This is a genomic window from Xenorhabdus bharatensis (genome assembly GCF_037996705.1).
GTDB classification, from domain to species: Bacteria; Pseudomonadota; Gammaproteobacteria; order Enterobacterales; family Enterobacteriaceae; genus Xenorhabdus; species Xenorhabdus bharatensis.
In genome coordinates this window covers 99,069-113,498 of the sequence record NZ_JBBMXG010000016.1, presented here as the reverse complement: position 1 = coordinate 113,498, position 14,430 = coordinate 99,069, and the positions used below count along the sequence as shown (strand labels likewise).

1 protein-coding gene is annotated in these 14,430 nt (G+C 48.2%); it reads right to left on the bottom strand.

The window, feature by feature from the left end:
- Positions 1–14,010 carry an amino acid adenylation domain-containing protein gene (locus AAC855_RS15310; RefSeq protein ID WP_422824396.1) on the bottom strand — a complete coding sequence of 4,670 codons (14,010 nt, stop codon included), beginning with the start codon at positions 14,008–14,010 and terminating at the stop codon, positions 1–3.
- Positions 14,011–14,430: the final 420 nt, after the last annotated feature.

Sequence of the window (14,430 nt, the reverse complement as noted above, 5' to 3'; positions counted from 1 at the left end):
CTATAAATCCAAAGTAGTTTCATTTTCGGAGTCGTGGGGTGAACTGACATGATTGGTATGTTCAAAATGGTGAGTTATCTGGTTGAATTGCTCCAGCGAAACACCCTTGATACCGTAATCACTGGGAGTCATTATTTCTCCCGTTCGTGACTGTTTTTGCGCTGTGGTGATGATGTGATTGAGTGCCTGCTCAAATGCCCGGGTAAACAGGGCTGTCTTAGTCTGTGGCAGGCGGGAATCGACATAAAACCGCAGTTTTCCGGCCTGAACGGAGCCATTAATTCCTAACAGAAAATGACCGCCGTTTTCGCTGGCTATCATCGTTCCGCAATCATCATTGGTGATTGACCAGTCCTGACGGCTGGCACTGCCTAACTGTCCAAGATAGTTGAAACTGATAGCAGGCAAATCATCGGTCAGATAACCCGCCTGTTGTAATGCACCGTAACCAATACCTTTGTTTGGCACAGTGCGCAGCATCTCTTTGGTGTGGATAAGGGTGTCGGTTATATTCGCCTGATTTTCCAGACGAACCGGGTACATCGTAGTAAACCAGCCAACAGTTTCGGAAATATCTATTGTGTTATCAATAGATTCCCGCCCGTGTCCTTCCAGAAGGATAGGGTTGACAGATTTGTCGAAGGTATCCTGCAAGGCCACGGTCAACGCACTCAACAACAAGTCATTAATTTCGGTGTGAAAACCTGCGTTAGCTTCATGCAGCAGGATATCGGTCATTTCTGCCGATATTTCCAGCTGATGGTGTGTGAGATTATCCAATGTAGGTTTGCTGTTATTGCCTGCCAGTACTTGTTGCCAGTAAGGCACTTCATGTTGATGCTGCCGGGCATACTGCTGCACAGCGGTCACCCATTGGCGATAACTGCTGGTTTTCGCAGGCAGGGGCATTCCCTGTAATAGCAGACGCATATCTTCCGCAATAATCCGCCAGGACACCGCATCGATAATCAGGTGATGGAAAGCGAGGAATAACCGGGTACTGCCATCAGCATAGCCAGTCAGATGAGCGGCCTGCCAGAGTGGCCCGTTGTGATAATTGAACCCACTTTGCCACTGGGTCAGTTGCTGGTGGAGTTCTTCCTGATTGCACTGACGGATATCACGGTGTTTTAACCGCGGTTGTGAAGACGGAATATCCGCAGAATAACACTGGCGATAGCCGTTTTCAGTAACGAAAAAACGACAGCGCAGCATATCGTGCCGCTCAGTTAATGTAGCCAGCGCTTGTTCAATCTGTATGATTTGGATATCGCCGGGGATCTGAATCATAAAGGCCTGATTCCAGTGATGGGGCTGAGCTAACTGCCAGTCAAAGAAGGTTTGCTGAACAGGCAGTAAAGCAAACTCTCCGTTTAATAACCCTTGTTCGGCAAAGATTTCGGCAGTAGACGCTGTTTGCATCAGTAATACCGCTAATTGTGCCACGGTCGGTGCCTCAAAAATGGTTTTCACCTGAAGCGAAAAACCGGCCTGACGCAGCTTGGACACCAACTGGAGACTAATAATGGAGTCACCACCAATGCGGAAGAAATTATCGTGGATGCTTATCTGCTCCAGTCCTAAAACCGCCTGCCAGATAGCACAAAGCTGGGTTTCTAAGGTATTACGGGGCGCAACATAATTTTCTCTGTCACCGAAAACCGGCTCCGGCAAGGCTCTGCGGTTCACTTTGCCGTTCAGCGTTAGCGGAATAGCCTCCATAAAGGTAAAGCTGGCGGGCAGCATATAGTCCGGCAGGCGAGCAGATAAGTGCGTCAGCAGCATGTCATCGGAGACAGTACCCTCGGCAACCAGATAGGCCGCCAATACTTTATGGCCATGATGCTCATAATCTATCACTACTGCATGTTTAATTTGTGGATGCGCTGTCAGCGCATTTTCAATTTCCCCCAGTTCAATACGGAAGCCGCGAATTTTGACCTGAAAATCATTACGCCCCAGATATTCCAGTTCACCATCGGGTAACCAGCGTACTAAATCACCGGTTTTATACAGACGCGTGTAACCTTTAACCGTATCGTTTGCGGTTGCAAAAGGGTTAGCAACAAAGCGCTCCGCCGTTAATTCAGGGCGATTTAAATAACCCCGTGCGACACCAGCACCGCCAATATACAGTTCCCCCGGCGTGCCGACAGGTACAGGATTACCGGAACGATCCAGTACGTAAAGACGAACGTTATTAATGGCCTGACCAATATTGGTAACAAGATCGCCACTTTGGTATCGCTTCTGTGTTGCACAAACGGTAATTTCTGTCGGGCCGTAAGCATTTACCACGCTACTGTATTGACTGAAATGATCCATAAAATCGAGTGAGGGGGATTCGCCTCCTGTGACCAATAACCGCAGGGAGGGTAATTCTGTATCAACCAGCAATTTCAGTATTGCCGGCGACAAGGTCGCCATTTCAATACCTTCCCGTTGAATGAGTTGCGCAATGGCAGGGGCATTTCGTTCGGCTTCACTGCAAAGGTAAAGGGTCATGCCACCCAATAACGCGGGGAATAATTCGGAAACAGAAGCATCAAATACATAGGTGATAAACATTAAGCATTTTGTTGTCTTTCCGATATCCCAAAATGTGGTTTGTGCTGTCACCAAGTGGGCCACGTTTTTATGTTCAACCATCACGCCTTTCGGCTGGCCGGTGGTGCCAGAGGTATAGATGATATAAGCCAAATCGGTCGGTTTATTGATGGAGTCAGGGTTTTCCACCGGCTGGCTGACGGTGTCTGCCTGATTATCTGCGGCAATAAGGATTGAGGATCCAGCCAGTGGCCGGAGCGTGGTCAGATAGTGCTGTTGCGTCAGAATACAAGGAGTTGCGGTGTCTGTCAGAATAAACTGTACCCGCTCTGTCGGGTATTCCGGCGAAACAGGTACATAAGCGCCCCCGGCTTTCAGAATCGCCAGAATACTGATTATCATTTCCGGGCTGCGGTCAACATACAAGACTATCGGTGTGTCAGCCTGCATCGTTTGATGATGCTGTTGCTGATAACGTTCGCGTATGACGTGGGCCAACTGATTGGCGCGTTGATTAAGCTGGTGATAGGTCAGGGTTTTGCCTTCAAACACCAGTGCAACATGATCCGGCGTCCTTGCCGCCTGCGCTTCAAATAATTGTGGCAGGGTTTTATCCTGCGGATAAGGGGCGTCAGTCTGGTTCCAGATAGTTAATAGGGTATGACGTTCCTGTATCGATAAAATATCAATGCCGGACAACGGTTGTTGCCGGTCAGCGACAAATGCGTTCAAAACCCGTTGGTAACTCTCCACGATACGGGTGATGCTGGTGTCGTTAAATAGGCTCAGGGCGTAGTTCAGGCAACCGGTAATTGCGGTTTTGCCATCGGACAAAAACAGGCTCAGGTCAAATTTGGCCGGGCTGTATAAGGATTCATCCCGTGCGACTGGGCTAAATGGCAGATTGCCGTCTGACGAGTTTTCACCGAAAGCCTGTACGCTGAACACCACCTGAAATAGTGGATGACGGGCGGTATCCCGCTCAATGTTCAGTGCATCAAGGAGCTGTTCAAATGGCATATCCTGATGGGCTTTGGCACCGCTAACCAATTTGTGGGCCTGTGTAATCAACGTAGTCACACTGTCAGTGTGTTGCAGTTGTACCCGTAAGGCCAGTGTGTTAACGAACATCCCCAGCAGGGGCAGGGTTTGCGTATTGTGGCGGTTATCGGTCGGGGTGCCGATAACGATATCATCCTGTCCGGATAATTTTGCCAGCGTGACGTAAAACGCACTGAGCAGCACGGTATACAGGGTGGTTTCCTGTGTTCTTGCCAGTATCCGTAGCTGCTCAGATAGCTGTGCGTCCAGCTCAAAATTGAGATCCCGTCCCTGATAATTGACCTGTGCCGGTCTGGGGTGATCCGTGGGCAGTGCCAGCGATTCATAACCGGCCAGCGTCTGTTTCCAGTAAGTGAGTTGTTGTTCACGGATGTCCCCCTGCAAATAATCCCGTTGCCAGACAGCGTAATCCCCGTAGGTGATATCCAGCGCAGGGAGCTGGCTGTCACGGCCTGCTCGCAGCGCGTGGTAAACCTCCGCCAGTTCCGCCATAAAGATATCAATCGACCAGCCATCCATTGCGATATGGTGCCATAACAGTAATAAGTAATGGTTGTCTGCAACCTGATAATGCCGCAATCGCAGGCTGGGTTCGGTTGCTAAATCAAAGGAGGTGGCTATCTCGCTGCGGACGTTAGCCAACAAGGTATTTTTGTTATCACAGGCCTGAGACCGGATCACTAGATGCGCGTCTAATACCTGTTGATACTGCTGGCCCTGATCATTACTGCGATACACGGTTCTCAGCACGGCATGACGTTCAGCCAGTCGGTTAATGGCGGTTTCCAGTACAGGCAGTGACGTATCCTGAGCCAACTGAACCAGATACGGAATATGATAGACATCCGAACCTTGCTCATACTGCTCGATAAACAGCATCCGCTCCTGCGCAAAGGATAAGGGATAGCGCGTTTGTGCCAGCGGTGGGATAACCGTACGAATTTGTGTGTCCATCTGTGTGGCTAACCCGGCGATGGTTTTCAGCTCAAACAGTTGTGCCAGTGAAATATCCGTAGACAAAGTACGACGAATAGCGGCAATCAGCTTAATGGCGGTCAGGGAATTGCCGCCGATACGGAAGAAGTTATCGTCAATACTGACTCGCTCCAGCGTTAACACATCCTGCCAGATAGCGCAAAGCTGGGTTTCCAGCGTATTACGGGGCGCAACATAATTTTCTCTGTCACCGAAAACCGGCTCCGGCAAGGCTCTGCGATCCACTTTGCCGTTCAGCGTTAGCGGAATAGCCTCCATAAAGGTAAAGCTGGCGGGCAGCATATAGTCCGGCAGGCGAGCAGATAAGTGAGCAAGCAGCATTTCATCGGATACAGCGTCCTCGGCAACCAGATAGGCCGCCAATGCTTTATGCCCCAGATGTTCACGGTCAATCACGACGGCCTGTTTAATTTGTGGATGCGCCGTCAGTGCACTTTCAATTTCTCCCAGTTCAACACGATAACCACGAATTTTGACCTGAAAATCATTACGTCCCAGATATTCCAGTTCGCCGTTGGGTAACCAGCGCACTAAATCGCCGGTTTTATACAGGCGGGTGTAACCTTTGACAGTATCGTTTGTCGTTGCAAAAGGATTCGTAACAAAACACTCTGCCGTTAATTCGGGACGGTTTAAATAACCCCGCGCGACACCCGCGCCACCAATATACAACTCACCCGGCGTACCGACAGGTGATGGATTTCCATCACTATCCAGTACGTAAAGTCTGACATTATTAATCGCTTGACCAATATTGGTGGCAATCTCCCCATGTTGATATCGCTTCTGTGTCGCACAAACGGTGATTTCTGTCGGGCCGTAAGCATTTATCACCTTGCTGTGTTGGCTGAAATGATCCATAAAATCCAGCGAGGGGGATTCGCCTGCGGTAACCAATAACTGTAGTGAGGGTAATTCCACATCAGTCAATAAGTTGAGTATTGCTGGCGGCAAGATGGCCATTTGAATGCCTTCTCGCTGAATCAACTCTGCAATGGCAGGCGCATTCCGTTCTGTTTCATTGCAAAGGTAAAGCGTCAGACCATTTAATAACGCGGGAAAGAGTTCGAAAACACAAGCATCAAACACATAAGCGGCAAACATTAAACTTTTAGTGGTCTTTTCAGTATCAAAAAATGCACTTTGAGCGGCCGTCAGATGCGACACATTTTTATGTTCAATCATGACCCCTTTCGGCTGGCCGGTAGTGCCGGAGGTATAGATGATATAGGCTAAATCGGTCGGTTTACTGATGGATTCAGCGTTCTCCACAGGTTGACTGGCCGTGTCCGCCTGATTATCTGCTGCGATAAGGATTGATGACTCAGACAATGGCCGGAGAGCGTTCAGATAGTGTTGTTGGGTCAGAACACAAGGCGTCGCGGTGTCTGTCAGAATAAACTGTACCCGCTCTGTGGGATATTCCGGTGATATCGGTACATAAGCGCCCCCGGCTTTCAGCACCGCCAGCATACTGATGACCATTTCCAGACTGCGGTCAAAATACAGGGCTATCGGTGTATTAGCTTGCATCGTTTGATGATGCTGTTGCTGATAACGTTTTCGTATGGCATGAGCCAGTTGATTGGCGCGCTGATTAAGCTGGTGATAGGTCAGGGATTCACCTTCAAACACCAGTGCAACATGGTCCGGTGTTCTTGCCGCCTGCGCTTCAAACAACTGGGACAGGGTTTTATCCTGCGGATAAGGGGCGTCAGTCTGGTTCCAGATAGTTAATAGGGTATGACGTTCCTGAGCCGATATAATATTAATGCCGGACAACGGTTGTTGCTGGTTTGCTACAAACGCGCTCAATACCCGTTGGTAGCTCTCCACGAGACGGGTGATACTGGTGTCATTAAACAGGCTAAGAGCGTAGTTCAGGCAACCGGTAATCGCCGTTTTGCCATCAGACAAAAACAGGCTCAGGTCAAACTTGGCGGGGTTATATAAGGATCCATCGAGTACCACCGGTTTGAATGGCAGGCAATTATCTGACAGATTTTCACCAAAAGCCTGTACGCTGAACATCACCTGAAATAGTGGATGACGAGCGGTATCTCGTTCAATGTTCAGGGCTTCAATCAACTGCTCAAACGGCATATCCTGATGGGCTTTGGCGTCGGTTACCAGTGTGTGTGTCTGTGCAATTAACGCGGTCACATTATCAGTGTGTTGCAGTTGTGCTCTTAATGCCAGTGAGTTAACGAACATGCCTAACAGGGGCAGGGTTTGCGCGTGGTGACGGTTATCGGTCGGGGTGCCGATAACAATATCGTCTTGTCCGGATAATTTTGCCAGTGTGACGTAAAACGCACTGAGCAACACGGTATACAGGGTGGTTTCCTGCGTTCTTGCCAGTGTCCGTAGCTGTTCAGACAGTTGGGTATCCAGCTCAAAATTGAGATCCTGCCCCTGATAATTGACCTGTGCCGGTCTGGGGTGATCCGTGGGCAGTGCCAGCGATTCATAACCGGCCAGCGTCTGTTGCCAGTAAGTCAGTTGTTGTTCGTAGATGTTCCCCTGCAAATAATCCCGTTGCCAGACAGCGTAATCTCCGTAGGTGATATCCAGCGCAGGGAGCTGGCTGTCACGGCCGGTTTGCAGCGCGTGGTAAACCTCCGCCAGTTCCACCATAAAGATATCGATCGACCAGCCATCCATTGCGATATGGTGCCATAACAGTAATAAGTAATGGTTGTCTGCAACCTGATAATGCCGCGATCGCAGGCTGGGTTCGGTGGTTAAATCAAAGGGGGTGGCGATCTCGGTGCGGACGCTAGCCAGCAATGTCTCCCTGTCGTCACAGGATTGAGACGGGATAACTAAATCCTCATCCAATATCTGCTGATACATCAGGTCTTGATCATCACTGCGATACACGGTTCTCAGCACCGCATGACGTTCAGCCAGTCGGTTAATGGCGGTTTCCAGTACCGGCAGCGAAGTATCCTGAGCCAACTGAACCAGATACGGAATATGATAGACATCCGAACCTTGCTCATACTGCTCGATAAATAGCATCCGCTCCTGCGCAAAGGATAAGGGATAGCGCGTTTGTACCAGCGGCGGGATAACCGTACGAATTTGTGTATCCATCTGCGTGGCTAACCCGGCGATGGTTTTCAATTCAAACAGTTGTGCCAGTGAAATATCCGTAGACAGGGTACGACGAATAGCCGCAATCAGCTTAATGGCGGTCAGGGAATTGCCGCCGAGACGGAAGAAATTATCGTCAATACTGACTCGCTCCAGCGTTAACACATCCTGCCAGATAGCGCAAAGCTGGGTTTCCAGCGTATTACGGGGCGCAACATAATTTTCTCTGTCACCGAAAACCGGCTCCGGCAAGGCTCTGCGATCCACTTTGCCGTTCAGCGTTAGCGGTATAGTCTCCATAAAGGTAAAGCTGGCGGGCAGCATATAGTCCGGCAGACGATCAGATAAGTGAGCAAGCAGCATTTCATCAGATACAGCGTCTTCGGCAACCAGATAGGCCGCCAACACCTTTTGCCCATGATGCTCACAATCAATCACCACAGCCTGTTTAACCTGTGGATGCGCCGTCAGCGCACTTTCAATTTCCCCCAGTTCAATACGGAAGCCACGGATTTTCACCTGAAAATCATTGCGTCCAAGACATTCGATATTGCCATCTGGCAACCATCGGCCTAAATCGCCGGTTTTGTACATTCTCGCTTCCGGCACTGAGGAGAAGGGGTTAGTCAGAAAGCGTTCGGCCGTTAAATCAGGCTGATTAAGATAACCCCGCGCCACGCCGTCACCGCCAATATACAGTTCGCCCACGGCTCCCTGTGGAACGGGTTGACCTTGTTTATCGAGAATATAGATTTGAGTATTACTCATTGGCCGCCCGATAGGGAGTTTTTCCGCTTCACTTTCAGTCAGGGGGATATCGTAGGCGGTTGCGAACGTGGTCGTTTCTGTTGGCCCATAAACATGTAGCAGGTGTGTAGGCGCATATGCGGCTCTGAGACGAATGGCTGCCCGGTTATCACTCAGTTCGCCGCCGAACAAAACATAACGTAACCCTGATAATGCGGGAGCGATTAAATCTGCATATTGATTAAATAACGCGGTGGTCAGAAACAGCGCGCTGACGCCTTCTGATGACAGGCATTGGCTAAACCGGTCAGGATGTAACAGCGTTTTTTCCGGAATGAGGAGAATACAGCCCCCATGAATTAATCCTGCCCAGATTTCCCAGGTGGCGGCATCGAAAGCGGGGTTGGCACAATGGGCAATGCAGTCATCCGGGCCAATATTGGCAAAGCCATTGTTGATGATCAGACTCAGGACATTACGGTGCTCCACCATCACGCCTTTGGGTTGTCCGGTGGAGCCGGAGGTGTAAATCACGTAAGCCAGATGACGGGCAGTCAGCCCCAGTGCCTGTACATCCGGATTAGTGTCCGGTTGCGTGTCAAAGTCCGGAGCCGGATTATCCAGCCACACGGTGGGGGCTGACGTGGTCAGTTTATCCGCCTGTGCGGTTTGCGTCAGTAAGACTACCGGCGTTGCATCATCCAGCATATAGGCCAATCGTTCGGCGGGATAAGCCGGGTCGAGTGGCAGATACGCGCCACCCGCCTTGAGAATAGCCAGTATCCCGATCACCATATCCAAACTACGCTCAAGGCAAATCGCGACGAGATTATCTGGTTTAACGCCCAGTGCAATCAGATGATGCGCCAGTCGGTTGGCGCGCCGGTTGAGTTCGCCATAACTGATCCGTTGTTCTTCAAATATGACAGCGATAGCATCGGCTCGCTGAGCCACCTGCGCTTCAAACAACTGTGGCAGGGTTTTATCCTGCGAATAAGGAGCATCAGTCTGGTTCCAGCGGTGTAGTAGAGTATGACGTTCTTGCACCGATAAAATATCAATGCTCGATAACGTTTGTTGCTGGTCTGCTACAAATGCGTTCAAAACCCGTTGGTAGCTCTCCACGAGACGGGTGATGCTGGTGTCATTAAACAGGCTCACGGCGTAGTTCAGGCAACCGGTAATTGCCGTTTTGCCATCGGACAAAAACAGGCTCAGGTCAAACTTGGCGGGGTTATATAAGGATCCATCGAGTACCACCGGCTTGAATGGCAGGCAATTATCTGACAGATTTTCACCAAAAGCCTGCACACTGAACATCACCTGAAATAGTGGATGGCGGGCGGTATCCCGTTCAATGTTCAGGGCTTCAATCAACTGCTCAAACGGCATATCCTGATGGGCTTTGGCGTCGGTCACCAGTGTGTGTGTCTGTGCAATTAACGCGGTCACATTATCAGTGTGTTGCAGTTGTGCCCTTAAGGCCAGTGAGTTAACGAACATGCCTAACAGGGGCAGGGTTTGTGCGTGATGGCGGTTATCCGTCGGCGTACCGATAACAATATCATCCTGTCCGGATAATTTCGCCAGCGTGACGTAAAACGCACTGAGCAACACGGTATACAGGGTGGTTTCCTGCGTTCTTGCCAGTGTCCGTAGCTGTTCAGACAGTTGGGTATCCAGCTCAAAATTGAGATCCTGCCCCTGATAATTGACTTGTGCCGGTCTGGGGTGATCCGTGGGCAGTGCCAGCGATTCATAGCCTGCCAGCGTCTGTTTCCAGTAAGTCAGTTGTTGTTCACGGATGTCCCCCTGCAAATAATCCCGTTGCCAGACAGCGTAATCCCCGTAGGTGATATCCAGCGCAGGGAGCTGGCTGTCACGACCTGCTTGCAGCGCGTGGTAAATCGCCGCCAGTTCCGCCATAAAGATATCAATCGACCAGCCATCCATGGCGATATGGTGCCATAACAGTAATAAGTAGTGACTGTCTACGACCTGATAATGCCGCAAGCGCAGGCTGGGTTCGGTGGTTAAATCAAAGGGGGTAGCGATCTCGGTGCGGACGTTAGCCAGCAATGTCTCCCTGTCGTCACAGGATTGAGATGGGATCACGAAATACGTGTCCAATGCCTGCTGATACTGCTGGCCCTGATCATCACTGCGATACACGGTTCTCAGCACCGCATGGCGTTCAGCTAATCGGTTAATGGCGGCTTCCAGCAAAGGCAGAGAAGCCTCCTGAGCTAACTCAACCAGATACGGAATATGGTAGACATCCGAACCCTGCTCATACTGTTCGATAAACAGCATGCGTTCCTGCGCAAAGGATAAGGGATAGCGCGCTTGTGCCAGCGGCGGGATAACCGTACGAATTTGTGTGTCCATCTGCGTGGCTAACCCGGCGATGGTTTTCAATTCAAACAGTTGTGCCAGTGAAATATCCGTAGACAAAGTACGGCGAATAGCCGCAATCAGTTTAATAGCGGTCAGGGAATTGCCGCCGAGACGGAAAAAGTTATCGTCAATACTGACTTGTTCCAGTGCTAAAACATCCTGCCAAATTGCACATAGCTGGGTTTCCAGTGCATTGCGCGGCGCGATGTAATGTTTTTTGTGACCGAAAACCGGCTCCGGCAAGGCTCTGCGGTCGATTTTACCGTTCGGCGTTAGCGGGATCGCCTCAATCCGGATAAAGCTGGCGGGCAGCATATAATCGGGCAGGTAAGAAGATAAGTGGCTGATTAATCCTTCGTCAGAAAGTTCACCCTCAATCACCAGATAGGCGAACAGAGCGGTATTACCCTGATAGTCACGATCGATGACTACCGCCTGTTTAACCTGAGGATGTGTCACCAACGCACTTTCAATTTCGCCCAGCTCAATGCGGTAGCCGCGAATTTTGACCTGAAAATCATTACGTCCCAGATATTCCAGTTCGCCATCGGGAAGCCAGCGGGCTAAATCACCGGTTTTATACAGACGTGTGTCACCCTGTTCTTTGTCTTTATCTGTCGCAAACGGATTTTCGATAAAACGTTCGGCGGTTAATTCCGGTCGGTTTAAATAACCCCGTGCCAGCCCTGCGCCGCCAATGTAAAGTTCGCCGGGAGCACCAATCGGAGCCAGCTGTCCAGCAGGGTTCAGCACGTAGGCAGACATGTCGCTCAGGGGCCGCCCAATGCGGGAGACAGCGCTGTTATCGCCTTGCGTTAATTTTTTGTAAGTCACATGGACGGTGGTTTCGGTGATCCCATACATATTGATGAGCGCCGGTTTTTGATCGCCATAACGATCCCTCCAGGGTGTTAATTGCACCGGATTTAATTTATCGCCACCAAATATGACATAGCGAAGATGAGGAAACGCTGTGCCGTTGCTGACTGCTTCGTCGATAAAGGCATAAAATGCCCCCGGCGTTTGGTTCAGTACCGTCACATTCTGTTCGGCGCATAACCGGCTGAATTGGCCAAAATCCTTAGTGCACTCAACTGTAGGGATGATTAAACGTCCGCCATAGAGCAAAGCGCCCCATAATTCCCACACACTGAAATCAAACGTATACGCATGGAAAAGCACCCAGACATCGTGCTGATCGAACTGGTAATCTTTTTGACTGGCAGTCAATAAGCGACTGACATTATGGTGGGTCTGCAAGACCCCTTTGGGTTTTCCGGTCGTGCCGGAAGTATAAATAACATAGGCTAAATTTGACGCTTGACCGGCTAATGCCAGATTTTCTGTTGAATCGTTTTCAGTGACACTCCTGTCATCTGCGGCAATCAGGGCTGGTGGTGTCACGTATGCCTGAGTATAAGTCTGCAATGTGGGCAGAAACTTTTGCTGAGTGATAACACAGGGTGATTGCGTATCGTCCAGCATAAACTGAACCCGCTCCGTCGGATAATCCGGTGATACCGGCACGTAAGCCCCGCCGGCTTTGAGTACTGCCAGTATACTGATGACCATTTCCGGGCTGCGATCCAGATAGAGCGCGATCAACGTATCCATAGGCATCGGTACATGATGCTGTTGTTGATAGCGTTCACGGATCACACGTGCCAGTTGGTTGGCTCGTTCATTAAGCTGGCGATAGGTCAGGGTTTCGTCTTCAAACACCAGCGCAATATTATTCGGATGTGCCGCTGCCTGTGCTTCAAATAACTGTGGCAGGTTTTTATCCTGCGGATAAGGGGCAACGGTCTTGTTCCAGATATTTAATAGGGTATGGCGCTCCTGCTCTAACAAGATAGGTAATTCACTGACTAAAATAGCAGGGTTGTCAATAATCGCCGTTATCAGGTTATTTAATCGTTCAAGTATATTATTGACCTCTGAATCATTAAAATAGGCTTTTAAATATTGGACAGTGATTTTTAATTCTTGATCATAGCCATGATCTTTCAACCTAAATAAGATGGGATTAATATTAAATTCAGTGTCTAGATGAAAATGTTTAATTTGGTTAATTTCAGTATCTGATGCTGAAAAACGATCATATAAAATCAGGATGTTGGGTAAAGAGAACCCATCTTGCTTTGCAAGGCGAGTAAAATGTGAAGTGGGAAATCTCCCGTGGAGATAGCTGTTTTTCAGCGCTGACTCTACTTGCTTAATTTGATTAACAATAGAAGAGGTGCGTGAAATATGGCAATGTACTGGATACGTATTTGCTTGCATCCCGACAACATATTTTTCGGATTTTGTTGTTCTTCCATGAGTTGTTGTGTTGAAAACCAGCTCTTGTTGCCCGGTTAATTCAGCGATAACAATAGAAACAAGCGTAGAAAAGACGGCAAGTAAATTCGTTTTGTTTTCGTGACAAAAAATACGTAAGTCATTTTTAACGGAGAGTGGTAATGTCAGCGTATGATCATCAGAGCCTGTATTATGGTAATAAGGTGTTAATTGGTGTATTTCATGTTTCTTTAAAAAATTAAGCCAATAATTTTTATCATCTTCATAATTAAAATCATTTAAATAGGTTCTTGCTTTTTTTACTGCTGTGAGATATTGCGGGATTTCCGATAACCACGTAGTGGATGTTCCATCCTTAAGGCATGTATATAATTTATAAACATATTCGTGAAAGCGATATAATCCGACGCCGTCAATGAAAATGTGGTGAAATATCGTGAGAAAATAATACTTTTTATTGGCAAGACGGATTAATGTGAATTGATAGGATGTTTCATTTAAATAATCTATAAGGGTGTTGTTTTGTTGCTTCATCCACAAAATCGCGTGATTTTCAGGGTCAGGCAGTTTTGAAATATCATATTCATGGATTAACGTGGGCGTACTTTGTTCCTGAATGTATTGAACTGCTTCATTATTGGCATTGTTGAATATGCGTAAACGTAAAATATCGATATGCTGATATAGCAAATCAACTACTTTTTGTAAGAGGGTAATGTCAACATCTTCCTCTATTAATGTATACCAATTCAGGGTATGTACTGGGCTATTCTCGTAAAGAAATTGTTCGTAGAATACATTCTCCTGAGCAGGATGCAGGTGATGTAAATCTGGATTCAAATGATCCTCAATCTTTCTCATAATTATTTATATGAGTGCATTCCGCTTACAAGTTAGTCATAGTTGATAGTACAAAATGAATAGGGCTGATGATTTTTCTGACCTTAATTTGCACGCTAAATAGCTTTTCAAAATGATAGAAGTATTCCTTATCCCGTGTGACACGCGGGGTAAGGAACACCACATGCTGATACTCTCACTATTATGAAAAGGTATATAGAACGTAGCATAATCTCTCATGATGTCCTTACAAATAATCTTGCAATCTTTCAACACTCATTCTCGTGAAATATAGTTGGTATTTGTTTCCCCAAAATACCAGAGTATATTTTTTATGTGAATATAATTGTTTTATATTACTTATGGCTGCTGTTATTTATAGTGTAATGCTGGTTGTTGTTTTAAATAATGTCTATGTCGTTTTTTATTATCCTTGTTTTT

What these genes read in the sequence shown, in the direction of transcription:
- AAC855_RS15310 (WP_422824396.1), bottom strand. Translation starts at nt 14,010, where the DNA reads ATGAGAAAGATTGAGGATCATTTGAATCCAGATTTACATCACCTGCAT.